At 49.1% G+C, this 26,621-nt stretch carries 24 protein-coding genes; 14 read left to right on the forward strand and 10 right to left on the reverse strand.

All coding sequences use genetic code 11. From position 1 onward, the window contains the following. The first annotated feature begins 41 nt into the window (after positions 1 to 41). Entirely contained in the window at positions 42 to 941 is a 900-nt protein-coding gene (galU, locus tag FNL37_RS05150) for a UTP--glucose-1-phosphate uridylyltransferase GalU (RefSeq protein WP_013442599.1), read from the forward strand. A gap of 9 nt (positions 942 to 950) precedes the next feature. On the opposite strand, the gene FNL37_RS05155 is transcribed toward galU, so the two are convergent. Then, positions 951 to 1,595, reverse strand: a complete 645-nt coding sequence (locus tag FNL37_RS05155; RefSeq protein ID WP_015830445.1) for a lytic transglycosylase domain-containing protein — start codon at positions 1,593 to 1,595, stop codon at positions 951 to 953. Positions 1,596 to 1,722: 127 nt separating this feature from the next. On the opposite strand from FNL37_RS05155, the gene mutS reads away from it, so the two are divergent. Then, positions 1,723 to 4,314 (forward strand): DNA mismatch repair protein MutS, encoded by a 2,592-nt coding sequence (gene mutS, locus FNL37_RS05160; RefSeq protein ID WP_159355365.1) that lies wholly within the window; start codon positions 1,723 to 1,725, stop codon positions 4,312 to 4,314. Positions 4,315 to 4,481: 167 nt separating this feature from the next. Next, positions 4,482 to 6,440: an acyltransferase family protein gene (locus tag FNL37_RS05165; protein WP_159355366.1), complete on the forward strand. Its 1,959-nt coding sequence runs from the start codon at positions 4,482 to 4,484 to the stop codon at positions 6,438 to 6,440. Here the strand turns inward: FNL37_RS05165 and arsC are convergent. Next, positions 6,437 to 6,799, reverse strand: a complete 363-nt coding sequence (gene arsC / locus FNL37_RS05170; RefSeq protein ID WP_159355367.1) for an arsenate reductase (glutaredoxin) — start codon at positions 6,797 to 6,799, stop codon at positions 6,437 to 6,439. The two genes, FNL37_RS05165 and arsC, sit on opposite strands and share 4 nt — an antisense overlap. 146 nt (positions 6,800 to 6,945) lie before the next feature. Between arsC and FNL37_RS05175 the strand changes: the two genes are divergently transcribed. Together FNL37_RS05175 and FNL37_RS05180 are read left to right on the forward strand one after the other, a co-directional pair. Then, positions 6,946 to 8,100 (forward strand): acyltransferase family protein, encoded by a 1,155-nt coding sequence (locus tag FNL37_RS05175; RefSeq protein WP_159355368.1) that lies wholly within the window; start codon positions 6,946 to 6,948, stop codon positions 8,098 to 8,100. A 62-nt stretch (positions 8,101 to 8,162) separates the two neighbouring features. After that, positions 8,163 to 8,738, forward strand: a complete 576-nt coding sequence (locus tag FNL37_RS05180; RefSeq protein ID WP_244948210.1) for a DUF1993 domain-containing protein — start codon at positions 8,163 to 8,165, stop codon at positions 8,736 to 8,738. On the opposite strand, the gene FNL37_RS05185 is transcribed toward FNL37_RS05180, so the two are convergent. Then, positions 8,735 to 10,591 (reverse strand): methanol/ethanol family PQQ-dependent dehydrogenase, encoded by a 1,857-nt coding sequence (locus FNL37_RS05185; protein WP_244948211.1) that lies wholly within the window; start codon positions 10,589 to 10,591, stop codon positions 8,735 to 8,737. The genes FNL37_RS05180 and FNL37_RS05185 overlap by 4 nt on opposite strands. Positions 10,592 to 10,657: 66 nt before the next feature. Then, positions 10,658 to 12,136, reverse strand: coding sequence for a DUF2264 domain-containing protein (locus tag FNL37_RS05190; RefSeq protein ID WP_342353785.1), 1,479 nt, complete (start codon positions 12,134 to 12,136; stop codon positions 10,658 to 10,660). A gap of 251 nt (positions 12,137 to 12,387) precedes the next feature. Between FNL37_RS05190 and FNL37_RS05195 the strand changes: the two genes are divergently transcribed. The 5 genes from FNL37_RS05195 to FNL37_RS05215 all read left to right on the forward strand — a co-directional run bounded on the left by FNL37_RS05195 (position 12,388) and on the right by FNL37_RS05215 (position 18,400). Further along, positions 12,388 to 13,872, forward strand: a complete 1,485-nt coding sequence (locus FNL37_RS05195; protein WP_159355370.1) for a lipopolysaccharide biosynthesis protein — start codon at positions 12,388 to 12,390, stop codon at positions 13,870 to 13,872. 38 nt (positions 13,873 to 13,910) lie between these two features. Continuing rightward, positions 13,911 to 14,801 (forward strand): glycosyltransferase family 2 protein, encoded by an 891-nt coding sequence (locus FNL37_RS05200; RefSeq protein ID WP_159355371.1) that lies wholly within the window; start codon positions 13,911 to 13,913, stop codon positions 14,799 to 14,801. Between the two features lie 122 nt (positions 14,802 to 14,923). Beyond that, on the forward strand, positions 14,924 to 16,408 hold the full coding sequence (locus FNL37_RS05205) for a lipopolysaccharide biosynthesis protein (RefSeq protein ID WP_159355372.1): 1,485 nt from the start codon (positions 14,924 to 14,926) through the stop codon (positions 16,406 to 16,408). 14 nt (positions 16,409 to 16,422) lie between these two features. Beyond that, a complete protein-coding gene (locus tag FNL37_RS05210) occupies positions 16,423 to 17,412 on the forward strand; it encodes a polysaccharide pyruvyl transferase family protein (protein WP_159355373.1) in 990 nt (329 codons plus the stop codon). A 25-nt stretch (positions 17,413 to 17,437) separates the two neighbouring features. Then, positions 17,438 to 18,400, forward strand: a complete 963-nt coding sequence (locus FNL37_RS05215) for a glycosyltransferase (RefSeq protein ID WP_159355374.1) — start codon at positions 17,438 to 17,440, stop codon at positions 18,398 to 18,400. A 29-nt stretch (positions 18,401 to 18,429) separates the two neighbouring features. Here FNL37_RS05215 and FNL37_RS05220 read toward each other — a convergent pair whose 3' ends face one another. The 6 genes from FNL37_RS05220 to FNL37_RS05245 all read right to left on the reverse strand — a co-directional run bounded on the left by FNL37_RS05220 (position 18,430) and on the right by FNL37_RS05245 (position 23,579). Beyond that, positions 18,430 to 19,470, reverse strand: a complete 1,041-nt coding sequence (locus FNL37_RS05220) for an acyltransferase (protein ID WP_159355375.1) — start codon at positions 19,468 to 19,470, stop codon at positions 18,430 to 18,432. Between the two features lie 17 nt (positions 19,471 to 19,487). After that, positions 19,488 to 21,017 (reverse strand): hypothetical protein, encoded by a 1,530-nt coding sequence (locus FNL37_RS05225; RefSeq protein ID WP_159355376.1) that lies wholly within the window; start codon positions 21,015 to 21,017, stop codon positions 19,488 to 19,490. A gap of 24 nt (positions 21,018 to 21,041) precedes the next feature. Then, positions 21,042 to 21,464, reverse strand: a complete 423-nt coding sequence (locus tag FNL37_RS05230; protein WP_159355377.1) for a GtrA family protein — start codon at positions 21,462 to 21,464, stop codon at positions 21,042 to 21,044. A 126-nt stretch (positions 21,465 to 21,590) separates the two neighbouring features. Continuing rightward, complete coding sequence (locus FNL37_RS05235) at positions 21,591 to 22,529, reverse strand: glycosyltransferase family 2 protein (protein ID WP_159355378.1); 939 nt, start codon at positions 22,527 to 22,529, stop codon at positions 21,591 to 21,593. Between the two features lie 95 nt (positions 22,530 to 22,624). Next, positions 22,625 to 23,104, reverse strand: coding sequence for an FKBP-type peptidyl-prolyl cis-trans isomerase (locus tag FNL37_RS05240; protein ID WP_013442585.1), 480 nt, complete (start codon positions 23,102 to 23,104; stop codon positions 22,625 to 22,627). Positions 23,105 to 23,114: 10 nt separating this feature from the next. Next, positions 23,115 to 23,579, reverse strand: a complete 465-nt coding sequence (locus FNL37_RS05245) for a peroxiredoxin (RefSeq protein WP_159355379.1) — start codon at positions 23,577 to 23,579, stop codon at positions 23,115 to 23,117. A 79-nt stretch (positions 23,580 to 23,658) separates the two neighbouring features. On the opposite strand from FNL37_RS05245, the gene FNL37_RS05250 reads away from it, so the two are divergent. The 4 genes from FNL37_RS05250 to FNL37_RS05265 all read left to right on the forward strand — a co-directional run bounded on the left by FNL37_RS05250 (position 23,659) and on the right by FNL37_RS05265 (position 26,570). Then, on the forward strand, positions 23,659 to 24,810 hold the full coding sequence (locus FNL37_RS05250) for a ribosomal protein uL16 3-hydroxylase (RefSeq protein WP_159355380.1): 1,152 nt from the start codon (positions 23,659 to 23,661) through the stop codon (positions 24,808 to 24,810). Positions 24,811 to 24,833: 23 nt separating this feature from the next. Next, entirely contained in the window at positions 24,834 to 25,322 is a 489-nt protein-coding gene (locus FNL37_RS05255) for a DUF7931 domain-containing protein (RefSeq protein WP_159355381.1), read from the forward strand. A 114-nt stretch (positions 25,323 to 25,436) separates the two neighbouring features. Further along, positions 25,437 to 26,186, forward strand: a complete 750-nt coding sequence (locus tag FNL37_RS05260) for a secretin N-terminal domain-containing protein (RefSeq protein WP_244948212.1) — start codon at positions 25,437 to 25,439, stop codon at positions 26,184 to 26,186. A gap of 165 nt (positions 26,187 to 26,351) precedes the next feature. After that, the gene (locus FNL37_RS05265) at positions 26,352 to 26,570 is read left to right on the forward strand and encodes a hypothetical protein (RefSeq protein WP_041370090.1); all 219 of its coding nucleotides are present in this window, start codon (positions 26,352 to 26,354) and stop codon (positions 26,568 to 26,570) included. The last annotated feature ends 51 nt before the right edge of the window (positions 26,571 to 26,621 follow it).

A 26,621-nucleotide genomic window follows, 5' to 3' on the forward strand; every position in this document is an offset into this window, starting at 1 on the left:
CTTTTCAGCGATCATCCAACCTGTTGGGAGATTAAACTCAAATGCGTCAAAAAAATGTCACTAAGGCAGTCTTCCCGGTCGCGGGCCTGGGTACGCGTTTTCTGCCGGCTACAAAAGCCAATCCCAAGGAAATGTTGCCTGTCGTCGACAAGCCATTGATTCAATACGCGGTTGAAGAAGCAGTTGCTGCTGGCATCACCGACCTTATTTTCATTACCGGCCGTAACAAGCGCTCCATCTCTGACCACTTCGATATGGCCTATGAGCTTGAAAACGAGCTGGAACGCAATGGCAAGAAGCAATTGCTGTCTGTGGTGCAGAATATTGTTCCCAAGAATGTGAATTGCATTTACATCCGCCAAAACCAGGCACTGGGCCTGGGCCATGCGGTCAAGCTGGCAAAGCCTGTGGTGAATGATGATCCATTTGCCGTGATTCTGGCGGATGACTTGATTGATGCCAAAGTGCCTGTGGTCAAACAAATGGTAGATGCCTACCAGTATTACCGTTGCTCACTGCTCGGCGTGCAGGAAGTGCCGCGCGATCAAACCAAGAGCTACGGGATTGTGGCAACACACCCGATGAGCAATGGCATTGAGCAAGTGGCTGGTATCGTGGAAAAGCCTAAGCCAGAAGAAGCGCCTTCCAACCTGGGTGTGGTCGGCCGTTATATCCTGACGCCCCGTATTTTCCATCATCTGGAAAACCTGCAAGCTGGTTCCGGTGGCGAGCTGCAATTGACCGATGCGATTGCCAGCTTGCTGAGCGAAGAACAGATTCTGGCATACCGCTTTGAAGGTACGCGTTACGATTGCGGCTCCAAGTCCGGCTTCCTGGAAGCGACCGTGCGTCTGGGTCTCAAGCACCCTGAGTGCGGCAAGGATCTGCGTGCCTTGCTGGAAGCCATCGCTGCTGAAGGCCTGGTTGGCAAGAAGAAGTAAAAAGATAGCTTACCGCTGCGACGTCATGCGGTAACTTTTCAAGGTCGAGGGCGCCAATGTGGTGCCCTCGATGTATTTTCGGGGCTGGTTTTGTGGATGTTTTTTTATGGACTTGCCGCTCAGCTTTTCATATTGCGCCATTACCTTGGGCACATACGCCTGGGTTTCTGCATAAGGCGGAATCTCGTTACCATATTTTTCCACCGCGCCTTCACCCGCGTTGTAGGCCGCAATCGCCAGGTCCAGCCGGCCGGGATATTTCTTCTGCAACAGGCTGAAATAGCGCGTGCCAGCCTTGAGGTTGGCGCTGACCGAGTTTGCACTATTTTTTACACCAACCCGATTGCCGGTTTCGGGCAATACCTGCATCAAGCCCATGGCGCCTTTGCTGGAGATGGCATCTTGCCGATAGCCAGACTCCACCGAGATCAGGGCATGCACCAGGCAAGGGTCCAGCCCGGAACTGCGGGCGGCGGAGAGGATGGATTTGGCATGCGGCTTGGCAGAGAGCGTTTGACGCTGTTGGGCCTGCGCATCGGCAGAGGGCTGCAATTGATAGGGTGTCGTTACGCCGCAGGGGATGGACTCAGTTGACGCACCATCGCCTGCCCATGCCACAGGCAGGGCTGAGATAAAAAAGGCGGAAACCGCCATGTTTAATCTGCAAATAAATGGCATACGATTTAAAATATTGCCAGTTCAGAGAGCATGCTTTGCATGTTAACAAGAAAATGCGGCTTTAACAGCGCACTAACTCCGCTACGGAATCACTGCTCAACCCATGACCACCACTGCTGTCGATACGCCAAGCCCATCTGCTGAAAATCATACGCCCATGATGCGCCAATATCTGGGGATTAAGGCGCAATATCCTGACATGCTGCTGTTTTATCGCATGGGCGATTTTTATGAACTGTTCCATGATGATGCCGAGAAAGCCGCCAGGCTGCTGGGCATTACTCTCACCAAGCGTGGTGCTTCCAATGGCGAGCCCATCCGCATGGCCGGTGTGCCTTATCATGCCGCTGAGCAATACCTGGCCAAGCTGGCCAAACTGGGCGAGGCCGTGGCGATTTGCGAGCAGATCGGTGACCCTGCCAAGAGCAAAGGTCCGGTAGAGCGGCAAGTCACGCGCATCCTGACGCCAGGCACCCTCACCGATAGTGCCTTGCTGGATGACACTCGCGATAATCTGCTGGTCGCCGTATCGGCCGGGGAGGGCATTGTCGGCCTTGCCCGCATTAACCTTGCAGCCGGGCAACTTGTGCTCACCGAAGTTGCCCCCGGTCTGCTGGCGCAGGAGCTGGAGCGTATTTCTCCTGCTGAATTGCTGCTGGCCGATGGTTACCAGCATCCCAGCATTGAAGCGCTGAAATGCCCGAAAAAACGCCTGGCGCCATGGCAATTTGATCTCGACTCCGCCACGCAATTGCTCACGCAACAATTCAATACGCATGACCTCGCTGGCTTTGGCTGTGCCGACCTCACCCAGGCCATCTCGGCCGCAGGGGCGTTGCTGGATTACGTGCGGCACACACAGCGCAGCAGTCTGCCGCACATTAATGCCTTGTCGGTGGAGCAGAGCGGCGAATATATTCAGTTTGATGCCGCGAGCCGTCGCAATCTTGAGATAGACCAAACCCTGCGTGGCGAACCCGCGCCCACCCTGTATTCACTGCTGAATACCTGCCGCACCGCCATGGGCGCACGCTTGCTACGGCACTGGCTGCATCATCCACTGCGGGATCATGCGGCGATACAGGCACGTCTGGAGGCCGTTGCTGCGCTATTGCAAGGCGATGCTCTGCAAGCCCCCCGGCGCCTGCTCAACAACATTGGCGATATGGAACGCATTACCGCGCGCGTGGCCTTGAAAAGCGCGCGTCCACGCGATCTTTCCGGCCTGCGCGATAGCCTGCAGCAATTACCGGAACTTCAGCAGTCTCTGGCAGGCTTGCCATCCGCACTATTGCAGCAGGCGATGGCCTTGCTGCAGCCGCCCGCTGAGGTGACATCCTTGCTTGCTGCAGCCATACGTCCCGAGCCCTCATCCGTGCTGCGTGAGGGCGGGGTGATAGCCGATGGCTATGATGCAGAGCTGGATGAGCTGCGTGGCATACAAACCAATTGTGGTGAATTCCTGCTCAAATTTGAGGCAGAAGAACGCGCCCGCACCGGCTTGACCAACCTCAAGGTGGAATACAACAGCGTGCATGGCTTTTACATTGAAATCAGCCGCGCGCAGGCCGAGCATGCCCCTGCCGAATACCGCCGCCGGCAGACGCTCAAAAACGCCGAGCGTTTTATTACGCCCGAGCTCAAGACCTTTGAAGACAAAGTGCTCTCCGCCAATGAACGTGCGCTGGCACGCGAAAAAGCGCTGTATGACGCTTTGCTTGATGCGCTGGCTCCCTATATTCAAGCCCTGCAAGCCAATGCCCACGCCGTGGCCCAGCTGGATGTCATCGCCACCTTTGCCGAGCGTGCCCAGGCACTGAACTACGTGCAACCCGAATTTACCGCTGAAGCGGGTATTCAGATCACCGCTGGCCGTCACCCAGTGGTGGAGCAACTGGCGCAACCCTTTATCGCCAACGATGTGCAGCTCACGCCATATCGGCAGTTGCTGCTGATCACCGGCCCCAATATGGGCGGTAAATCGACCTATATGCGGCAGACAGCCCTGATTGTGCTGCTGGCGCATTGCGGTTGCTTTGTCCCCGCCAAGGCCGCGCGTATCGGGCAAGTGGATCGCATCTTTACCCGCATAGGCGCTTCGGATGACCTGGCCGGTGGTCGCTCGACCTTCATGGTGGAAATGACCGAAACCGCCAACATCCTGCATAACGCCACCGAGCACAGCCTGGTCTTGCTGGATGAAATCGGGCGAGGCACCTCGACGTTCGACGGCCTCTCGCTGGCCTGGGCCGTCGCCCGCCAACTGCTGGAGCGCAATCGCAGCTACACTTTGTTTGCTACTCATTACTTTGAGTTGACGCGGCTCGTGGAAGATTTCAAGCAAGCCGCCAATGTGCATCTGGATGCGGTAGAACATGGCAATGGCATCGTCTTCCTGCACGCCGTGCAAGAAGGTTCAGCCAGCCAGAGTTACGGTCTGCAAGTCGCCCAACTGGCGGGTATTCCACGCTCCGTTGTCAATGCAGCCAAACGCAAACTGGTGCAACTTGAGCAGCAGAATATACAGGCAGGCCCGCAAAGCGATATGTTCAGCCAGCAGGCTGCCGCCGAGCCTCATGTGGAAGTATCGCCCGCACTGGCTGAACTGGAGCGCCTTGATCCTGATGATCTGACGCCCAAGCAGGCGCTGGAGGCTTTATACAAACTGCGCGCATTATTACAAGGCAGTCATTAGTGCTTTGTACCTATTAACAAGGCTTCTCATCTCAGATACCCTCATCAGCGGCTACTTTTCTGCCGGGATTTCCTGAAGATGCGCTGCGTTCAAGGTATGTTAATTGCTTGCCTCAACGGCATGCTGGTGCCCATAAAAATTGCTTAATAGGGACGTTTAGGTTGTTTATGAAATTATTCAGTTGGGTAAGTCCGCTATCGAGCGAAAAAAATTACCGCCCAGACATTGATGGATTACGAGCAGTTGCCGTTTTATTAGTGGTTCTGTTTCACGGATTTCCGATCCACTTTCCAGGGGGATTTATTGGGGTTGATGTCTTCTTTGTCATCTCCGGATTTTTGATCTCATCCATTATTTTTGCGCATATGCAGAGCAATAAATTCACCTTGCTCGACTTTTACCGCAAGCGTATCAACCGCATATTTCCTGCCCTGATACTGGTGTTTATTGTCTGTTTGATTGCATCCAAATGGATACTGTTTCGCGAGGAGCAGGTCGACTTCAATAAAGCATTGTTTTTCTCGACCTCCTTTCTTGCCAATATTTACCTCCTAACCAAATCCAACTACTTTGACGCCTCGTCAGAAACCAATCCGCTGCTGCATATGTGGTCGTTGGGGGTCGAGGAGCAGTTCTACATTCTCTGGCCTCTGTTATTGATGCTGCTGTGGAAAATGCATCATCGCAAGGTGTTGGCGGTGATCGGGCTGATCGCCCTGATCTCTTTTGCCCTTTGCCTCGATATGGTGGCGAGAAATCAGACGCTGGCGTTTTACATGCCCATCACGCGCTTCTGGGAGTTGGCGATAGGCTCTTTATTCGCCTATTACCTGCATCAGGAAAATCGGAAGGGTTTTCGCCTGGCATTTTCGCGACTGGAGACCTCGACCTGGCGGCATCCTGTTTCCATTCTGGGTATTGGGCTGATTGTGTTCGGCGTTTTTCATCTGAGCACGGCCAGCACCTTCCCCGGGGTTAATGCCTTGATTCCTGTGATTGGCTCCATGTGCATCATCCTGGCCGGCAAAGATGCCCTCTTTAATAAATTCGTGCTGTCCAATCGGGCCATGGTATTTATCGGTGCCATCAGCTTTCCGTTTTATCTGTGGCATTGGCCCATTCTGTCGTTCCTGCAGATTCAATTGGGTCCTTTATCCCGTGAGATAAGAATGACGGCGGTTGCCGTCAGCCTGCTATTGGCGATCCTGACTTATTTTATGGTGGAAAAGCCGGTACGTTTTTCCATCAAGTCACAGAAAAAATCGCTGATTCTTTTTCTGATCATGGTGGCGGTTGCGCTTTATGCCGTGATGGACTGGGTCAGCATCAATAGTCAGCCGCTGACGAAACAAGATGTATTTTTACGCAATTACAAAAACTACGTCTCGGAACACAAGCTGAGTGATCTGTATCGAACAGACTGCAGTCTGATCAATCTCAATGGCAGTATCCGTAATGAAATGCCCGCCAGTTGCATCACGCCGACACAAGCCAAGTCCGTGTTCATCTGGGGAGACTCGCACGCCCAGCATCTCTATTACGGATTGCGAAAAACGCTTCCTGAGAATGTTTCCCTGCTGCAGGTAGCATCGTATGGCTGCGCGCCTTCGATTACGCCCCACGGAAAACTGAATTGTGATAATGCCAATGCCCGTGCTTTGGATGCGATCAAGCAGGTCAAGCCTGATATTGTTCTGTTGGCGCAACGTGATCATCACGAAAGCAACGATTTTGCAGCGACCGCCGAGTACCTAAAAAATGCAGGCGTGAAGCATGTAGTTTTGTTGGGGCCAGTACCACAGTGGACAGAAAATCTCTCCCGTATCTACGCACAGCACTATCTGGATAGCAAACCCCGCTACCTGGGCAATTATCTGAACGAGGATATCTTCAAGACGGATCGCTATCTGCAGGACAAATATCAGAAAAGCGATGTGCTGACGTATGTATCAGCGACCGCCGGTCTGTGCCAAGGCAAAAAATGCATGACATATTTCCCCACTGCGGAAGGCTATGAACTGACCACGTTTGATTATGGACACCTGACCCTGGAAACATCTCGCTATGTGGCGGAGACTTTATTGGTCCCCACCATTCAGGCGCTGGAGAACACAAACACTAACTAGCTATTGGCTGGCAGGATTTCAAGCACTTTTTCGGCGGGGCGGCAAAGACGGGTGCCGAGCGGCGTGACGACGATAGGCCGGTTGATCAGTACCGGATGGGCCAGCATCGCGTCCAGTAGAGCCTCGTCGCTCAAGTCCGGATCCTCCAGCCCCAATTCCTGATAGATGGCTTCATTGCTGCGTAGCAGGTCGCGCGCTTCAAGCCGGGCATCCCGCATTAATTTCTCAAGCGTTAATCTGTCAGGAGGCGTTTTTAAATATTCAACAATAGCGGGCTCTGCGCCGCTCTGCAAAATAAGCTCAAGCGCCTCGCGGGATTTGCTGCAACGAGGGTTGTGGTAAATGGTGATGTGAGACATGCAGATATGCTCCAGATGTTTAGATTTGAATATAAGGGCTGCCAAGCAATTTCAATATGCAATATTTAATTCTGCTGAAGAACTAGATATGTTAGAAGTAAAAACACTCATATCTGGAATACAAAGAAAACACCTCTGGGGGTAATATGTCAACAAAAAATGACGTCAATAACTTACAACATTTGCCATGGTTAGATGGTTTGAGAGGTATCGCTGCACTTTGGGTGATGTTATCTCATATACAGATTCTTTCTGGATTAAGATCGTTGCCTGTGCTGTCTTGGGGGAATGTTGCTGTTGATTTATTTATGATGTTGTCAGGGTTCCTAATGGCTCATCATTATGTTTTGAGGCAAGACAAAGAGCCATGGAATAAAAAAAATACTGCTTTTACTTTCTGGATAAGGAGATTTTTCCGGATTGCCCCACTGTATTATGTTCTTTTAATAGCTGCATTTTTGTTTGGACCTCAACTTGGTGATTTTCGAGACAATATAGCAGCTTTATGGCCTAGCACTGCTACTGATCCTGATAGATATAATGACCAAACCTCTATAAACCTCATTACCCATATTAGTTTTGTATTTGGATTGCTCCCTGACTTTTCATTCCGCACAGCTTTGCCAGATTGGTCCATAGGTCTGGAGATGTTATTTTATTTGGTTTTTCCACTTGTAATGTATGCAATGGGAAAATTTGGGACTCTCAAGGTAACACTTATACTCGTTATTTTATGTGTAATGACGCAAATAGTATTTTCTGAATATGTACACTCCTTCCCAATGCCATCTTTTCTTCCACTTAAATTAAATATATTTATGGCTGGTATATGGATGGCCATAGGCCGGTCAAGGCACCAAATGAATTTGGCGATGTTGGTTGCGATAGCTCTATGTTTCGTTTCTCTAGTAAATTCGCCTATATATGTTGTTTTATCTCAATCATTATTAATTATTTCTTTATTCTTTCTGATGAATGATGGTTCTTTAAATATAGCAAATAATTTCCCCCATTCAGTGGAAAGACTGAGACGTATACTTTCTTCTAAGTTTGCTGTATTTCTGGGTGATACTTCCTATGCGGTTTATTTATTACATCTTATGATTGTGCTACCTATCGCCGGAACTCTTGCTGCCCAGGAAGGTTTTGGCGATCTGAACCAATATTTAAGATTTTTTATGATTGCAGTGCCTGTGCTACCTCTAACTTATTTCATAGCATGGGTTTTATACAACGCAATAGAGAAAAACGGCATTAATTTGGGGAAACGATTGCTTAAGACGTCTTTTCTAAAATCTTAATACTAAGACTGTTAGGAGCCGAGTGCTCATCCATGGCATAAGGCGGCGGGTTGTAACCGCCTATGTTTACTGGAATCGGTAAACCGGGGATACTTGTACCCTTACTCCGATTGGAAATCCTATCTATGTCTTTGAATTTTTACGATGCCTCTATCCCCTTGCTTGTGCGCGGCCTGCATAATTTGAGTGCCATACTGGCAAAGGGGAAAAGTTACGCCGAAGCGCGCGCGATTGAGCCATCTGTTCTGGTGGGGTCGCGGCTGGCACCAGATATGTTCCCTTTGTCGCGTCAAATTCAGATTGCCACGGATACGGCAAAAGGATGTGCAGCGAGGCTGGCTGGACTTGAGATTCCCGCTTATGAAGATACAGAAGCCACGTTTGACGAGCTAGAACAACGCATTGCCAAAACATTGGCATTTCTTGAAACCATCACGCCTCAGCATCTGGAAGGGGCAGCGCAGCGGGAGATTCAACTCAAGCTGCGGGGACGTGAGGTGACATTTACAGCGCAGGCGTATCTTTTCACCTTTGTGCTGCCAAACTTTTATTTCCATATCACAACGGCGTACGGCATTTTGAGGCACAACGGGGTCGAGCTTGGCAAGTCGGACTATCTGGGCAATTTGCTCGGTTAAAGCCCGAATACATTCAAGGCGCCTCCGCCCGGCGCGGCATTGTATTTCGCGAGGTCGCGGAATGCGCCTGCCGTGCCAGCGCCGTCTGAATCCTGGGTAAGGCCTTGATTCAATGCAATGCCTGCCCAGCCGCCGATACCTGAATACACACCGATGTATTGCTTGCCATGATGGGCGTAGGTCATGGCATTGCCCACCACGCCCGAGCCCACCTGAAACTGCCATAGCAACTTCCCATTGCGCGCATCCAGGGCTTTGAACCAACGATCCAGTGTGCCGTAAAACACCAGATTACCTGCCGTCGCCAGCGCGCCGCCCCATACGGGATAAGGTTCGCGGTTATACCATTTGGCCTGACCTTTCAGTCCATCCCACGCCATGAAGCCCCCCATGACACCATCCGGTCCGGGGAACATGGTCAGGCTGGCGCCAGCCCAGGGTTGCCCGGCGACGTACTTCGCTTCGACGGCTTCATACCGCATGCAAAGGTGATTAAGCGGGACATAAAACAGGCCGCTTTTCGGAGAATAAGCTGCAGGCTGCTCGTCTTTCGCCCCGAGGGCTGCGGGGCAAATGTTGGCAGTCTCCTGATCTTCATGCGTGGAGTAGCGCGGGTCTTTTTGCGGCACGCCCGTGGCGAGGTCCACATGCGTGGCCCAATTAACAAAGGGATGCATTTTGGCAGCAACGAGCAAGGTGCCATCACGTCTATCCAGTGTGTAGGCAAAGCCATTTCGATCAAAATGCGTCGCCAGTTTTTGCTTGCCGTGATCCCATAAAATGACCTCATTTACGCTGTCATAATCCCACTCGTCATGCGGAGTGAGCTGGTAGCCCCATTTAGCCATGCCAGTATCCAGATCGCGGGCGAACAGCGTCATTGCCCATTTGTTATCGCCGGGCCGCACATCGGGATTCCATACCGACGGGTTGCCGGTGCCGTAATAGACCAGATTGAGTGCCGGATCATACGAAAACCATCCCCAGACTGGCCCACCGCCATGCTCCCAACCATTGCCTGCGGCTTGTGGCTTCAGCCAGGTGCGTACGCCAAGATTTTTTTCCGGGTATGCCAGCCGATCTTTGCTTAAGGCCTTGAAGGCGCCGCCTTCCTTGTTGCCGCCATTCACATCCTCGTAAACGGAGAGGGCGCTGTAATGCGGATTAGCCTGGTTGAAGTCGGGGCCTATGCGTACATCCTCATCCGGCCCCATGCTGTAAGCTTTCCAGACCTCATGCCCATCCTTGATGGCATAGGCCGCCAGAAAGCAGCGCACACCAAATTCGCCACCGCTACAACCCGTCAGCACTTTATCTTTGAATACATAAGGGGCGTTGGTGTTGGTGGCCCCGGTTTTGGGATCATTGACCTGCTTTTCCCATACCTTTTGTCCGCTATGACTATCCAGTGCGACCAGCATGCCATTGTTTTGCTGCAAAAAAATCTTGTTATCGCCATAAGCCAGGCCACGACTCACATTGTCGCAGCAGAGGATGCCCTGTATATCGTCCGACTGCTTGGGAAAATAAGACCAGAGAATTTTCTGCTGATGGTTCAGATCCAGCGCGTAAACGTTGTTTGGAAACGCCGTGTGTACATACAGAATATTGCCGATGACCAAAGGTGATCCTTCATGCCCGCGCGTGATGCCGGTGGAGAAGGTCCAGGCCAGTTTAAGCTTGCCAACACTCATCGCATTAATTTGCTTGAGTTCGCTATATGCTTGATTGAAATTGTCTTTCCTTGGGCTATCCCAGTTGTCTTCAAGGGAGGGTGGGGACCCCGCAGCATGGGTGTTGGAAAGAATTGAAACGAGGCAGATGAAGCCGGAAAGGCGATTTGAATGACGCATACACATATAACGAGGAAAATGAAAAATCGCTGACAGCGATTTTAGATACGAAGCTTATCCTAAGCCTTATATTTTCCTGCACTCGCAGTAAGGCTCTGACGATGAGTACTCTTTTAAATTATATTTAACTTCATAATTCTTAGGTCTTCTTGATTTTTGAGTGATTATTTCCATCATTCGGTCGTAAATGCTTAATTCTTTTAATGCGATCTGCGTTTTCCCCATGCGATTGCCGGCAATGTGTATCGTGATGTCAGCGTTCTTTTTACTTCCTATCACGGTCCAGCCAATGGCAGGAATGGTTTTTTTGTAGTCACTGACTTCAATTGGCAATAACTCAGGTGGAGACTGCCAGAATGGGCTACTGATAGGCTGGGAAAACGCCACAATCAATGATCTTAAGGACCACAAGCAACTTGCCGGACCAGAATATGGTTCCAGTATTTTTGCATCTTTGCCACAGTAACCTTGCGTGATGTTCCCGTCACTTAATGCACCATGCTGTATAAAATATTGCCAAGTAGCATCAAGCGCCCGTTTGGCAACGCCACTGGAAACGGGTCTCTGATTAATGGCTTGGCTGAAAATGAGAGGGGCTGCGGCTGCTAGGCGATAACAAACGCTGCGACCCATGATCGGTATGCCATTAGTGCCGATAAGATACGGATAGTCGCTTGAGAATGCCTGCAGGCTTTCGTATATAAACCTCTCATCCAGAGTGGGTTGAATTTTATTAATCCATTGAAGTTGATAATGAAATGCCCATGCATTGTAGAAATCATAGGCACCATGATCTACTGGATTGCCATCTTTAAACCAACCATCACCCACATAGAACGACTTTATCCGCTCATAGCTGTTGTGTATGACATCTGGATCATAAGGCTGGCCAAGAGAGCCCAGTACTGCGTTCACCTGAATGACAAATAAATGCCAGTTGCTGTCTGGAATTTTCTTCCCGTTTACCTGTAGCAGCCATGTTGCAATGTTGTTTTTTTGTTTTTCATCTAATGTTGCCCAGATATATTCTTTTGTTAACCACAACACAAGGGCAACATCAGCGGCTTCGACAATAGATTGTTGATGGTCATGGATTGCTCCCCAGTATTCTGCATGCTCGGGGTTAGTCCCGTTTACGATGGCAGTCTTCAGCAGATTGACCAAGTCCACGGAATGTCCGTTTTCTAGGGTGTATTGTGTGCCGTGCTGGCCGTAAATCCAGGCGGCAAATAAAGGTGCAGTCCTTGTAAACCCTTCCATACTGGCCATTTCCGGTCCTTGCTGCATAGGGTTTCCCCCATAGTATGCGCGTGCCCCCCCGTTGCTCACATGAGTGATAAACCCATTCAGAAAATATTCAAATAAATGCTTGTAATCGGAAAATGTATTATTTGGAGATGGCTGTTGGAATGGGGCTAAAAGATCCTCGTTTGAAGCCTGACATTTCAGGCCCAATATCCAATAAATGCTCATTATCAGAGAGAAGCATACGATGAATATAAATAGAGGTCTCCGATAGCGATTGGTTTTAACCATGTGGTTCATCAAAATGAATGGCCCTGTAATTACATTTTATTAGTTGCACAAAACCTAGGCTGAATACCTATCGGGAGTTTTCTGAACCAAGTGTAAAGATGATTTTCAATAGGCCTTTTCTACACGCATAAGGCTAATATCTATTTGATACGGCTTGTATTCACACAGGATAGTATATTCTTTTAAAGAATCAGAAATAATGCAGTATTTTTACAAAAATAAGTCGATAATTATAAAACGGCTTAACTGCCATAAGGGATATGAAACAACAACTTGCAAAAGGGGTGGCTTGGCTGTCTGCAGCCAAACTTATCGTCAATGGGCTCAGCACTGTCAGTACTCTTATACTGGCACGCTATTTGACGCCCGATGATTTTGGTCTCGTCGCGTTTGCTACCACCATGTTGAGCGTCATCAGCGCTGTCACCGAGCTCTCACTGGCTTCGGCTTTGATTCACCACCGCGATCCTACGGACATTCACTACAACACGGCTTGGACAATGAATGTCTTACGATCATTAGCCATAGGTTTGATTTTTTGTCTGGCTGCGCCATGGATTTCCGAAATTCATGGCGACCCTCGCTTGCAATCGGTCATGATGGTTTTAGGCGTCACTTTAGCAATGAATGGACTCACTAATCCCAAAATGGTGGTATTGACAAAAAATCTTGTGTTTTGGCAAGAGTTTGTGCGAAATGTGGCTGAGCGTTTGGCCGGTGTCACGGTAGGGGTAGTGATCGCTATTGTTTACCAAAGTTACTGGGCATTGATAGCAAGCACCGTGGTTTCACAGTTGGTAAGTATCGCAGTCTCCTATCTGGTATATCCATACCGCCCTCGAATCACCTTGCGGCATGCGAAGCAGTTATGGTCGTTTTCAATCTGGCTAACGCTAGGGCAGATTATAAATACGCTGAATTGGAAGTTTGATCACTTATTGGTGGGCTTCCTTTTGGGGAATAAGGCGCTGGGTTATTACACGGTGGGTGACAATCTCTCCACCAAGCCTACGCGTGAAATGATTTCCCCGCTTGAGACAACTCTTTTCCCAGGATTCAGCAAGATAGGTGACGATAAGCAAAGACTCAAGAATGCATATCGTAAGGCCCAAACTCTTGTCGCTTTGATTGCTCTCCCGGTAGGTGTGGGCATTGCCTTGCTGTCGTCATCCATCGTTTTATTGTTTCTAGGGCAGAAATGGGAGCCTGTGATTCTCGTGATCCAGATTATGGCCGGCTCAGTCGCAATTCAAACCCTCAGCTCTGCTGTTCAACCACTGGCTTTATCTCAAGGGCAAACAAAATTACTTTTCAAGCGTGACCTCATCAGCTTTGCCATTCGAATTCCCTTGATTGTCATTGGTCTGTGGACTGCGGGGTTACTGGGAGTTCTGATCGGCAGAGCGCTGTCAACACTGGTTAGTGTGCATATGAATATGACAATAGTGAAGATGATCATCGGCACATCTATTCGCGAGCAGTGGTTGGCCAATATACGTTCACTTGCAGGGGTCGCAGGTATGGTGCTGCTCGTTGGGGTCGCTCATTATCAACTTGGGGTTGGTCACAGCACCCTCCAAATGATTACCCATTTGATCCTGTTCGTTTTTGTTGGCACCGTTGCTTATGCATCGGTGGTATTGGGGCTGTGGCTCTTTATGGGTAAACCCCACGGGCCAGAGCATGAGTGCATTAATCTGCTGCAATCTCTGATAGGTAAGGTAAAAGCACATTTGAATAAATAAAAACTATTGGGGAAACATCAAGACATCCGGGGGGAATCATGCGTGTTTCAATCTATATGCCAACGAAAAATCGTCTGGCCAGCCTGCAACTAGCGGTAAACTCAGTACTTGCTCAAAGCTACCAGGATATTGAACTACTCGTGGTGGATGATGGCTCGACAGACGGAAGTCGAGAATATTTGAAAGCGCTTGAAATGAGAGATCCTCGAGTGAGGATTTTTTTGAATTCCCATAGTCATGGTGCTTGTCACGCACGGAATATTGCTATCAAAGCAGCAACGGGTGATTTTTTAACTGGGATTGATGATGATGATGAATTTCTGCCTCATCACATCGCCGCACTTTTGGATTACTGGCATTTTCTAGAGAAGTACGAAACCGCTCCCGTATCTTGTATTTTTCCTCAAGCACTAACCAGGATAAGTTCTGAACAAAGGGTGGGGCTTCGCAGGGCACGGGTGGCTTACCAGTCCTTGTTTGAGTCAAATTACATAGGTAATCAGATTTTTACCCGACGTGAATATTTCATAAACACGCAAGGTTTCGATGAGAGCATGCCAGCATGGCAGGACCTGGAATTTTTTTTCAGGGTGCTTAAGACCTATGGCGAAGCAAGGCTAATGGATATCCCCAGTTATATCTTTGATGAAACCCCCAGGCCAGACCGCTTATCTGTAGGGAAAAAGAATCTCATAACCGCAGCATGCCGTCGCATGATGGAAAAACATGCAGAAGATCCTCGTCAGCAACAAAGTTTATGGTTACAGGTGTTTGCCAGGCATTATGGTTTTCAACCTGACTTGCTTGAAATACTACAATTTATGAAGCTTGGCTTTTGGCCTGGAGGATATAAAAGAATCCTTAAGGTTTTTTCGCAAAAATTCAGATGGGCAAGTTTTCCAAAAGAAAATCGTCCAAAGGGACTATAAGGAGCTGGTGTAATTATTGCTACCATATCCATGGCGTTGACTCGATTGAGGTGTTTTGCCTTTTAAATATTAGAGACTTGCAGAAAAGGTATTCTATTCAATGATATGTAGCAGGAAATCTCATGAAGGATAAGCTGGTCAAAGGGGTAGCATGGCTGGGCGCAGCCAAAATCGTCGTCAATATCTTAGCGTTGTGCAGTACCGTTGTACTGGCCAGGCTTTTGACTCCTGCAGATTTTGGCTTGGTGGCTATTGTGATGGCATTACTGGCTATTGTGGAGTCCGTGACTGATTTATCCTTAGCATCTGCCTTGATTCATCATAAAAATCCAAGTGAGGATCACTTTCATACTGCTTGGAGTCTCAATCTGACCAGAGGCTTGCTGATCGCTGCCATGTTTGCATGTGCGGCCCCCTATGTTGCGGATTATTACCATGACAGCCGTTTGAAGGAGATTATGTGGGTTATTGGTGCGTCCATTTTCGTGACAGGATTTAATAACCCAAAAATGGTTGTATTGACACGTGATCTGATTTTTTGGCAACAGTTTGTTATGACAGTCAGCCAGAAGCTCGCAGGCTTTGTGGTGGGGGTGACGCTGGCGTTCATATTCAAAAGCTACTGGGCTATCGTGGGTGGGACAGTCGCATCCCAATTGGTCGGTGTTATCGTAACCTATCTCGTTGTTCCTTACAGGCCACGATTTTCATATCGCCACACGCGAGAAATTTGGTCATTTTCAGTCTGGTTAACCTTAGGGAAAATGATCAACACCATCAACTGGAAATTCGATCATTTGATGATTGGTAGTTACCTCGGCACCAAGTCACTAGGGTTTTATACCGTGGGTGACAACCTTGCTGCCATGCCCACGAGAGAGGCCATTCAGCCTCTTGAAAGCACCTTGTTCCCGGGCTTCAAGCACTTGGTGCATGACAAGATACGTTTGCGTAATGCATATGTTTCGGCGCAAGGAGTAATTACTGCTTTGGCTTTACCCTTAGGGGTCGGATTTGCCATGGTTGCACACCCCTTGATTCTATTGTTGATGGGCGAAAAATGGTTGCCTGTAGTACAAGTTATCCAGATTATCTCGTGTGTTTTTGTGCTACAGACTATTGGTTCTCAAGTTCATCCTTTGGCAATGGCGTTAGGTGAAACTAAGGTCTTATTCAAACGGGACTTTATTAGTTTTTTTATTCGTTTACCTATCATTATTGCCGGTATGTTTATGGCAGGCTTGATGGGGGTTGTATACGGTAGGGCAATTTCCGGAACCATTTCTCTAGTGATAAACATGCATCTGATAAGCAAAATGATCCCTTTAAGTGTACTTTCTCAATTAAAAGGAAATATACGATCTTTGCTGAGTGTTGTTTCTATGGCAGCTATCTTATATTGCATCAAGAGCCTTTTAGTACTAGAAAGCAATACAAGTGGATTGGTTTTGGAGTTAATGGTTTTATGCGCTAGTGGAGCTATTAGCTATATATCAATTCATGTTCTTTTATGGCATATCATGAGTAGGCCATTAGGGCCTGAATCTGAGGCCTTGAGAATAATCAAGGCTGCATTAGCACGTATTAAAGCTAAATTAAGTAAGTAAATTAGGAACGAAAAATGGGTAGAAATTCGCAGGTTATTAGTCAGCAGAAGCAAGTTATAAAAGCAATACTTCAACCATTACTACCTAAAAATACTCAATATGCATTGGTTGATTTTCCTGACCATTCTAATGTTGGAGACAGTGCTATTTGGGTAGGAGAGATTGATTTACTGAAAGAAATAACCGGAAACCATCCTTCCTATATAAGTAAAATCGAAAATTTTCGGCTGGATATTTTAAGTAATGCTTTGCCAGAAGGACCTATTCTCATTCACGGAGGTGGAAATTTTGGCGATCTTTGGCGCAAACATCAGGATTTTCGAGAATACTTGATGATTGCATGTAAAGGGAGAAAGGTAATTCAGCTTCCGCAATCAATTAAGTTTGATAATCCTGAAAGTATTGCCAATTGTGCAGACTTGATTAAACAGCACGGTGATTTCCACCTATTGGTTCGTGATAAGCCCAGCTTGGATTTTGCAGTTAAAAATTTCTCATGCCATGTTGAACTCTCACCCGATAGCGCTTTTGGTATTGGTGAATTGGCCAAGCCCTCAAAACCTGAGGCTGACTTATTTATGCTGTTACGCAATGATAGCGAACGTGCGGAATATGACAGAACACCTCTTTTTGCATTGAACGCGCTTGGGGCTGATTGGTTAGATGATCCATCATTTTTCCATCAAAGAAGCAAAGTGATTGCGACTTTGAGCGCACTAAAACAAGGCCGTAAGCCCAATCGATTGGATTATTATCAAGCCTTGGCGCAGGGGCGTTTGATGCGAGGTGTGAAAATGCTTTCACGTGGGAAGCGCGTGGTAACCGATCGCTTGCATGCTCACATTATTTCCACCTTATTGGATATTCCCCATGTGGCTTTAGATAATAATTACGGGAAAGTGTCGGGGTATATTAACGCTTGGACAAATACATACCCACAAGTGAAAATCGCAAGTTCGGCGCAAGATGCGATTGAAAAGCTTGATTCCTTGGCCACGTTCTAATCCAGTTAATTTAGTAGACACCTCCATGAATACACAACCTTTTATTTCGATGATTATTTGCACGCGAAACCGTGCCAATCAATTGCGCCAGGTGCTGGAATCTGCAAGCAAGATGATGATTCCGGCAGGCTTGGATTGGGAGTTTCTCGTTGTCGATAACGGTAGTACGGATAACACAGCGGAGGTGGTCACGAGTTTTGCTGGCCGCTTGCCTATTCGTTGCGTGCGCGAAAACGTGCCTGGGCTTTCAAATGCACGTAATCGCGGAGTGCAGGAGGCACGTGGAAAATATATCTGCTGGACCGACGACGATGTGATTCTGGATAGCCAATGGCTGGCTGCATATGTGGATTCGTTTAATAAACATCCAGAGGCCGTTATTTTTGGTGGCAGGGTCATTCCGGTACTTGAGGAGCCAATACCTGTATGGTTCAGGGGCGCCATGGATATTTGGCCTTTGAGCAGTATTACCGCTACACGCGATTTTGGAGATGCCGAAATCCCACTGGATTTCAAGCGAGGGATTAACCCTTGGGGGGCTAATTTTGCGGTGAGAACCCAAGAGCAAAAGCAGTATCTTTACAACCCTCAGCTTGGGGTGGCGCCGACTCACAAGCGTACTGGGGAAGAAGTGGATGTCATGTACAAGATGCTGCAAGCCGGGGCTACAGGCTGGTGGGTGCCAGGCACCAAGGTCTTGCATCAGATTCCGCTTAAACGTCAGAGTCTTTCTTACATTTATGAGTACTGCTATCAGGCGGGAGAAACGTTCGCGTTTGTACAGGCTAATTATCCTGGTAACAACCATTATTACGTGAATGGGACACCACCGGATTGCAGCCTCAGTCGGTTGCGCTTATACCGGCGAGCGTTTTTTAAGGCGATCAAGTATGCGGTTAAGACGCTGCTGGGCGCCAAGGATCGCTTCTTTTATCTTGGGCAGTTCGCATACTACTGGGGGGCAGCATCCTATAAAACCAAAAACTGAACTGTCTTACCCGTTCAGGATTTCTGCTCTCAGGAGATCATGCGCAATGCGGCTTGCTTGCGCATGATTGAGATGGTTAACCATGATAAAAGCAGTGTGATGAAGATGGTCATACATATGGCAATCACGCCGCCTGCCCCGTTGGTGCTGAAGTGACTGGGGATCAAATAGCGATTAATAAGGAAAATAAACGCGGGGTGTATCAGGTAAATACCAAAACTAGCGTCTGATAATGCGCCTATCAGTCTGTTAGCCTTGATCTTATCCATATGTCGGCGGGCAAGTATAAATACGCCAAACGTGATGAAATAAATTAATACCCCGTCATTGCGGAGTACCAAATAATCTTTGAATATTCCTAACTGATCGGCTACCCCGTAATTCATGCCTATGCCTATCCCCAGGCTTACCAAAACCGTCACCACGATATACACACTCGATAGCTTGATTTGATCGCTATAGCGGTCAATAAGGAAGCCGCCTATAAAGTAAGGGACAAACCATATAAATGTTTTAAACCATTGAATAGGTTTGTCTTTAATCAGCGCATATACATGATCAAGCTCATTCAGGATCAGAAAGACCAGCACAATCCAGCAGAGTATTTTGACTTCATGCTTGGTAACAGGCTCATTCAGAATGATTTTGTTGATATAAGGCGCAAACAGCATCAGGCACGCAAACATCGAGAGATACCACAAGTGCGTTGTAGTATTGCCTTGGATCAGGATGCCCCCTTTTAAAAACCATACCAGGGTGTACAGATCACCTGTGAAAACATAATTGAAAATCAGAAATGCTACCGACCAAAATATCCAGGGCGGAAGAATGCGCCAGGCACGTTTTTGGTAAAACTCGGCAACGGGCTGGGATTTTCCCAGCAGTACCGCACCGGAAATCATGACAAATAGGGGAACGGCAAATCTGGAGGCGGCGTTGATGATATTCGCCATCCACCATGTGGCAGTGCCAGACAGCTCACTATCACCATAGTATTTTACCGTGACATGCGTACAGATCACCCCGATGATGGCAAATGCACGAAGGTAATCAAGGTAAATTTTTCTCATGAAGGGCTCTTAAGAAATTAGCTGCGACTGAAGCCTGCAGCCTCTGACGGGTGTCGTAAACTGTACGCATAGAACGCAATTAGCGGAAGTAACCAGATGACTCTCGCCTGATAGCGATCATGCGGAGTAGAGAGTGCCCCGCAGATTAATGCATTGATGAGTATGCCACTCAAGATAACTATCGAGAGCCAGAATATGGGCTGTGTGCGTCGCTGGAGGCGTGCATGGTATGCATAGACCAGCAACGAGACAATGATACCGGTCAGAATGAGCCACTCAGAGGTGATTAAGGGGAATATATCTTTCCCCGCCTTTGATTCTTGCAGCCTTTTAAAGTCGGCCTCGGGAATTTTCTCGCTGAAGTCGGTAATCATTAGCTTGGGATAATTAAACTCTTCCAGGCCGACCAGAGTGAGCTGGGAGAGGAAGTTCAGTGCTGTGGAGCGCAATACTTCGGTCGGGTATTTCTTGAATACGGCGATGGCAAATGCGGAATCCTGATGTGACAGAAGCTCGCGCGATTCTTTGCTGGCGAGGGTGAATATGCCTATATCAGGATTGAGGCTCCATAGGAAATCATCAGAGGATGCTTTGCCTAGAGCAGCCTGATAATGGCAGATTTCAAAAGCGGTCGTGCTGCAGTAGTTTTTAGCATATAGCGTCCCTGGCCCGTCGGCGATCAAACGGGCGGAGATAAAGGGGGGGCGTATGGGCGCATTATGCGTAAAGTGCTTAACTGCGGCATTAAAAAAGACTTCGCCTGCAATCCCAATCAATACAATCACAAAGAGCAGGGCGGTTTTATGCACCAGGCTTTTCTTGTTTGCGGGTGGGACAAATGCAATGACCAGAGTTATGACCAGCAAGCCACTCAGTATAAGAATATTGGCGGTGTGAAATAACACAGCGCAAAGAATGATGATGGCCCATAAATAGCGATGCCATTTATATAGTGGTGAGATGAATAAAATTGCGGCTGCAGCAAGAATCGCCAGGCCCGCAAAGACATCCGGCATGAGCATGCTGTTGAAAAAGGGCAGTGGGCTGACTGCGACCAATATGGCAAGCAAACCTGATGTCTGGAGATGATTTAATCCCACTGAACGGCTCACAGTGGCGATGGTAAGCACTGTCAGAATAGCGGTAATAACAGGGACAAGATTGATGCTTGAGATGGCCGTGATCGTGAAGAGATACATGCCGTAATAGATCGATCTGCCTGCCAGAACGCCTTTCTTGTCGGGCGAGCTGGAATAGTCCTTGCTGTGTGTATCCGAATGTTCATTCGTTGAGCCTGGCTGGCTTGGCGCAGGGCGTGCTGAATGGCTTGGATGCAGCCATTCCTGGGCTGTAGGGGATGGTGAAATGAGGGCTACACCACTAGCTGCCCCCTTTATATAGGCGGTGGTATCTTGCAGAAAAAAGGCTTGGCCGTTAAGCCAGGCTGGCCAGCACAAGGCAAATACCAGCAGCGCATAAGCCAGGATGGGCCATCGGGAGTGTTTCACCGCTTCACTGGATGATCTAGCGCGCAATCCTTCGTTCATTTTTTGCCCCCTTGAGTACGATCTTCATAATGTAGGTGATTGATTGTTTTTGTTTTTAAATACGTATAGATGGGCAATGGTGAAATTAAGCACCATGCCAGCGCAACTGCCCAACGCGACTGATATCCACGGGTTGCTTTTGATATAAGGCAGAAAATTAAATGCCAGTACTGAGACCAACGCATTCACCAATGCACCCGGTAATTGGGATAGTGCAAACTTGATGAATTCCTGAAAGGTGGGCTTTTCTCGGCTGTAGGCGAAGGTAAAGCTACGGTTGATGATCCACGATAAAAAGATGGAAGCCGCCACACTCAAGCATCTTGCGATGATGCTGGATGGAATCACATGCAGCAAAAGCCAGAAGGTCACCGCATCAAAGCCTAATACCACGACCCCAACAAAACCGAACTTTAAAAACTTGATGCTGACTGCGTTGCTGGTCATGGTATTAATCCGTCATGGTTGCGGCCGTTTATTTTCAGCGCTTTACCCGGTATAGCCAGCTTACCCATGAAGTGGAGCTGGCCATACCCTGGTGAGGCATCGCTGATGCGCGTGAATCACGGCATGTCAGGATGTGTATTTGTTGGTATTGATATAGGCGAGCTGCTTGGCTTCTTTTCGCCCTTGTGTCACCGTCGCCAGTATCAGGCCACTCATGATGCTGAGAATAGAGAGCGCCATGATCAAACCAGAGAGTATGGCTGTCGGGAAACGCTCTACCAAGCCAGTATGCAAGTAATCGATCAGCACGGGGTAAAACAGAGCAAGTGAGGTAAAGAAGAACAAAATGCCGAGCGAGTAGAAGAAAAGTGAAGGGCGCTCCAGTTTGATCAGCTTGATGATCATCCACAAAATCTTGAAGCCATCTTTGTAGGTGCTGAGTTTGCTGGTTGAACCCTCTGGCCGGGCGCCATAGTTTGTTTCGACATCCATGCTGCGCATTTTCAGTTCCAGGGTATGGACTGTCAGTTCGGTTTCAATCTCAAAACCAGAGGCCGTCACAGGAAATGACTTGACGAATCTGCGCGAGAAAACCCGGTATCCGGTGAGCATGTCTTTGGTGGATTGCCCAAAGAGTTTCGCTACCATGGTGGTCAACATCCAGTTACCGAAGCGATGACCATTTCTGTAGGATTCATCGAGCTCGGAGATCCGCACACCGTTCAGGGTATCCAGGTCCTCATCAATTAGTAAGCGGACCAGTTGCGGGGCGATAAATGCATCATAGGTATCGTCGCCATCCACCATGATATAGACATCCGCCTCGATGTCGGAAAACATGCGTCTGACGACATTGCCTTTGCCTTGAAGATGTTCTTTTTTGGTAATGGCACCGGCGGCTTGCGCTTTGGCAAAGGTGTCATCTTTTGAATTGTTGTCGTAAACGTAGATGTTGGCGGAGGGAAGTGCTTTTTTGAAGTCGGTGACGACTTTGGTGATGGTTAAACCTTCGTTGTAGCACGGCACCAGCACGGCTACAGATAATGCTTCAAACGCCTTTTCCAAAATAATTCCCCTGTTATTTTAAGTCATTCTGAGAGTATCAAGGGGAGGCATCAATAGCACGTTTGCACTATTGATGCTGGCCTGAGTTCGGAGGCTTAGTGGTGGTGGCCGCCGGCGCCATGCACGTGGCCGTGCTCGACTTCTTCCTTACCTGCTTCGCGCACGCCGGTGACCGTACACTTGAACAGCACGCGCTCGCCTGCCCATGGGTGGTTACCATCGACGATGACTTTGCCATTTTCGATGTTGGTGATGGTGTAGAGGATCACTTCGCCGGTTTCGTCTTCACCTTCAAACTGCATGCCGACCTTGAGGTCTTTACTGGGGAATGCCGAGGCGGGTTCCATTTGCACCAGTTCTTCGTCATAGTCGCCAAAGGCATCGGAGGGCTCGAGGGTGATCTCGACGGTATCGCCCACGGATTTTCCGTGCAGCTCTTCTTCAACACGCGGGAAGATGTTGTCATAACCGCCATGCAAATAGCTCACGGGGTCGGTGCTGGACTCCAGGATTTCGCCTTCGCTGTTGCGAAGTTCGTAGGTCATGGAGACAACAGTGTTCATGGTAATTTGCATAGCGGTTCTTTCAGTCCAAAGTTTTGATAATGTTCAGTATTTCCAGTGCATGGCCTTTGGCCGTGACACCATATTGCATGTGACGCAGTACACCTTTGGCATCAATAATGAAGGTAGAACGTACTATCCCCATTTTTTTGATGCCGTCTTTCTCTTTTTCTTGCCATACCTTGTATTTTTCGCAGACTTTACGGTCTTCATCAGCGAGTAGCGTGATGGCGAGTCCGTGTTTGTCGCGGAATGTGGCGTGGCTGAGACAGTCGTCTTTGCTGACACCGACAATCAAGGTGTTATAGCGGGCAAAATCCTCTTCGTGGTCGCTGAATTCGATGGCTTCCACGGTGCAGCCCGGCGTATCATCCTTGGGATAGAAATAAAGGACGATATTTTTGCCACGGACACCGGAGAGCTTGAAAAGCTCCATGTCTGCGTCAAAGAGGGAAAAATCAGGAGCCGGTGCACCAAGCTGCAACATCTTGACCTTGCAGTAAATGAGTGTGATCAAATTCTAACCTATTTTTTATTGGCAAGTCGCTACACAGTAGGATGATTGGATGAAAAAAACAGATAAAACGCCCCAGACAGGCGAGCAGCCACTGGCCTTGCTGGGCGGCATTTCAGCAGAAACATTCCTCGCGGAGTATTGGCAAAAAAAACCATTGCTGATTCGCGGCGCCATCCCCGATTTTGCGGGCTTGCTAAGCCCGGATGAACTGGCGGGTCTGGCTTGCGAGGAGGATGCCCAGGCGCGCCTGGTGAGCCAGGTGAAGGGGCAATGGCGTTTGCGTCAGGGCCCTTTTGCGGAGGAGGTGTTTGCCAAGCTGCCGCAAAAAAACTGGACGTTGCTGGTGCAGGGCGTCAATCATCATTTGCCATCGGCCATGGCGTTGCTGCAGCAATTTTCTTTTATTCCCCATGCCCGGCTGGATGACTTGATGGTGAGCTATGCGCCTAGCGGCGGTGGTGTGGGACCGCATTTTGATTCGTATGATGTTTTTTTGCTGCAGGGCCAGGGTAGTCGTCTCTGGCGCATCAGTGAGCAGCGGGATCTGGCTATTGTCGAAGGCGCACCACTGCGCATATTGCAGCGCTTTGATACGGCGCAAGAGTGGGTGCTGGAAGCCGGCGACATGCTGTATTTGCCACCTCATCTGGCGCATTGGGGTATTGCCGTTGGCGATTGCATGACCTATTCCATCGGCTTCCGTGCCCCCTCTGCACAGGAGCTGGGCAGTGAGTTCCTGGCGTATTTGCAGGAGCGTTGTGCGTTGGAGGGCATGTACGCAGACCCCGACCTCAGCCTGCAAGCCCATCCTGCAGAAATCAGCGTTGGCATGCTGAATCGGGTAGCCAATATGCTGGAGCCACTGCGCTGGCAACCGGAAGACATTGCGCATTTTCTGGGGTGTTATCTGTCGGAGCCCAAGCCGCATGTGGTGTTTGATGTGCCGCCCACCATGCGTCCTGCTACATTCGCCAAAAAACTGCAAACACACGCACTGGCGCTTGATCTCAAAACGCAGATGCTGTTCTTTCGCGATGCTTTGTTTATCAATGGCGAAAAGGTGGATATGCATGAGCCAGCGCGCCCGCTCCTGATTTCACTGGCAGATCGACGCCAGATTGAACCACAGGAGATCAAAGACACCGATCTGCTCTCGCTGTTACATGATTGGTACCAGGCGGGTTACGTCGAGTTTGTATAGCGCACTTCACAGGGAAGGATGCCATGAGTTCCTTACCAGAAAACACGGTATTAACCAGCAGGCGCGAGTATGAAGCAGCCCTGACGGCAGTGCTGGCGCATGCCCAGCACAAGCTGTTTATTTTTGACCCTGATCTGACCTTTGGCGGATTTGAAGCCGCCGAGAATGTCATGCGTCTGAGAGACTTGCTGGTGAGACAGCCCGCTGCCAAGGTGACCTTGGTATTGCAGGACGCCCGATACCTGCTGGATCGCTGTCCACGGCTTCTCGGTTTGATGCGGCAATATCAGCATGCGATGACAGTCTATGAGACGAACGACGAGGGTAAACGCGTGAGTGACAGTTTTGTATTAGCGGATGATCATGCTTACCTGCGGCGATTCCATGTGGACCAGGTGAGATTCAAATTCAGCTTGAACGATATTGCTACGGCCAGGTTGCTTGGCTTGCGGTTTGAGGAACTGTTGCAGCTCACTCATCATCAGATCAGTACCACACCCCTGGGGTTATGAGATATGACGCGAATATTGGCTAATTATCGAGGCGCAGGCACGAGCGTCATAAAGTTGCTGCTGCTGATGGGGCTTTTCAGTGCCTCTCCTGCGTGGGCGCGAACCGAGTTCAAGATGATCACCTTGCAGCATCGCTTTGCGCAGGAGCTGGTACCTATCGTGGCGCCGATGGTGGGCGAGGATGGCAATGCCAGTGCCATTGATAACCACCTCGTCATCCGCGCATCCCCCGAGCGCATGCAAGCGATAGAAGAGCTAGTGGCCAAGCTGGACACGGCACGCCGCAACATGCGCATTACGGTCTCGCATGAAGACATGCAATCGGGTAATCAGCAGAATATTGGCGCGAGTGGCAATGTGCGGATTGGGCAAGGGCAGGTAATCGTGCAGCGACGCATGCCGGGAGACCTCCCACCGGAAAACAATCTGAATATTGACCTGGACCAGCGCGAGTACAGCAGGTCGCAGCAAGGCAGTGAGTTTGTCAATGTGGCAGAAGGCGAACGGGCATTCATACGGGTGGGGCAGCGTGTGCCTTATACCCAGCAATGGCTAGTGCTAACCCAGTCATATGCGCAGCGTATTCGTAATACCCAGTTTCAGGATATTACGACCGGATTCGCGGTCAGGCCGCGTGCGCTGGGCGATCAAGTCGAAGTTGAAATCACGCCCAGAATTGCGCGAGCGGGGGCAGGTGGGGTGATTGATTTCGAGGAGCTTTCCACCATTGTGATGGTGAGGCCGGGTGAGTGGCTCGATATCGGTGGCACCATGCAATCTCGCGATGATGTCAGTCGTGCCATTCTGAATAGTCAGTCTGCAAGCGGCAGTGGCTATAGTCGCCTCATGATTCGGGTAGACTGACTGCGCTCTCGCGAAACGTATTTTAAATTAAAGTTAAATTAAGCTGAGGATGATAAAAACAGTGGTTTTTTTTTTCGGAGGTGGTAGAATTTTTACCACTCGGCTTCTTTCACAGGTTTGCCGTACTGGTTTAACTTATAGACTATATTGTTAAGGGATACAAAAATGACTCGTTCCGCTCTGCTTGCCGCTTTGCTCGCTTTGGCTCTTACCGCTTGCGGTCAAAAAGAAGAAGCTCCCGCTGAGGCTCCTGCTGTTGAAGCACCAGCTGCTGAAGCTCCTGCCGCTGAAGCACCAGCTGCTGAAGCTCCTGCCGCTGAGGCACCAGCTGCTGAAGCACCAGCCGCTGAAGCTCCTGCTGCACCAGCTGAAGAAGCTAAGTAAGTCTTTCTAGTATTTACTAGCAAAGTAAAAAGGCCAACTGCAAAGTTGGCC

Source organism: Methylovorus glucosotrophus, from assembly GCF_009858335.1.
GTDB lineage: Bacteria > Pseudomonadota > Gammaproteobacteria > Burkholderiales > Methylophilaceae > Methylovorus > Methylovorus glucosotrophus.

Bases quoted from the DNA above. Each gene is read 5' to 3' on its own strand.
- FNL37_RS05215 (WP_159355374.1), top strand. From the start codon at position 17,438: ATGAATACACAACCTTTTATTTCGATGATTATTTGCACGCGAAACCGT.
- galU (WP_013442599.1), top strand. From the start codon at position 42: ATGCGTCAAAAAAATGTCACTAAGGCAGTCTTCCCGGTCGCGGGCCTG.
- FNL37_RS05265 (WP_041370090.1), top strand. From the start codon at position 26,352: ATGACTCGTTCCGCTCTGCTTGCCGCTTTGCTCGCTTTGGCTCTTACC.
- FNL37_RS05165 (WP_159355366.1), top strand. From the start codon at position 4,482: ATGAAATTATTCAGTTGGGTAAGTCCGCTATCGAGCGAAAAAAATTAC.
- FNL37_RS05155 (WP_015830445.1), bottom strand. From the start codon at position 1,595: ATGGCGGTTTCCGCCTTTTTTATCTCAGCCCTGCCTGTGGCATGGGCA.
- FNL37_RS05230 (WP_159355377.1), bottom strand. From the start codon at position 21,464: ATGACCAGCAACGCAGTCAGCATCAAGTTTTTAAAGTTCGGTTTTGTT.
- FNL37_RS05185 (WP_244948211.1), bottom strand. From the start codon at position 10,591: ATGCGTCATTCAAATCGCCTTTCCGGCTTCATCTGCCTCGTTTCAATT.
- FNL37_RS05190 (WP_342353785.1), bottom strand. From the start codon at position 12,136: ATGAACCACATGGTTAAAACCAATCGCTATCGGAGACCTCTATTTATA.
- FNL37_RS05255 (WP_159355381.1), top strand. From the start codon at position 24,834: ATGAGTTCCTTACCAGAAAACACGGTATTAACCAGCAGGCGCGAGTAT.
- FNL37_RS05250 (WP_159355380.1), top strand. From the start codon at position 23,659: ATGAAAAAAACAGATAAAACGCCCCAGACAGGCGAGCAGCCACTGGCC.
- FNL37_RS05210 (WP_159355373.1), top strand. From the start codon at position 16,423: ATGGGTAGAAATTCGCAGGTTATTAGTCAGCAGAAGCAAGTTATAAAA.
- FNL37_RS05175 (WP_159355368.1), top strand. From the start codon at position 6,946: ATGTCAACAAAAAATGACGTCAATAACTTACAACATTTGCCATGGTTA.
- FNL37_RS05225 (WP_159355376.1), bottom strand. From the start codon at position 21,017: ATGAACGAAGGATTGCGCGCTAGATCATCCAGTGAAGCGGTGAAACAC.
- FNL37_RS05245 (WP_159355379.1), bottom strand. From the start codon at position 23,579: ATGTTGCAGCTTGGTGCACCGGCTCCTGATTTTTCCCTCTTTGACGCA.
- mutS (WP_159355365.1), top strand. From the start codon at position 1,723: ATGACCACCACTGCTGTCGATACGCCAAGCCCATCTGCTGAAAATCAT.
- FNL37_RS05180 (WP_244948210.1), top strand. From the start codon at position 8,163: ATGTTTACTGGAATCGGTAAACCGGGGATACTTGTACCCTTACTCCGA.
- FNL37_RS05205 (WP_159355372.1), top strand. From the start codon at position 14,924: ATGAAGGATAAGCTGGTCAAAGGGGTAGCATGGCTGGGCGCAGCCAAA.
- FNL37_RS05260 (WP_244948212.1), top strand. From the start codon at position 25,437: ATGATCACCTTGCAGCATCGCTTTGCGCAGGAGCTGGTACCTATCGTG.
- FNL37_RS05200 (WP_159355371.1), top strand. From the start codon at position 13,911: ATGCGTGTTTCAATCTATATGCCAACGAAAAATCGTCTGGCCAGCCTG.
- FNL37_RS05240 (WP_013442585.1), bottom strand. From the start codon at position 23,104: ATGCAAATTACCATGAACACTGTTGTCTCCATGACCTACGAACTTCGC.
- arsC (WP_159355367.1), bottom strand. From the start codon at position 6,799: ATGTCTCACATCACCATTTACCACAACCCTCGTTGCAGCAAATCCCGC.
- FNL37_RS05220 (WP_159355375.1), bottom strand. From the start codon at position 19,470: ATGAGAAAAATTTACCTTGATTACCTTCGTGCATTTGCCATCATCGGG.
- FNL37_RS05195 (WP_159355370.1), top strand. From the start codon at position 12,388: ATGAAACAACAACTTGCAAAAGGGGTGGCTTGGCTGTCTGCAGCCAAA.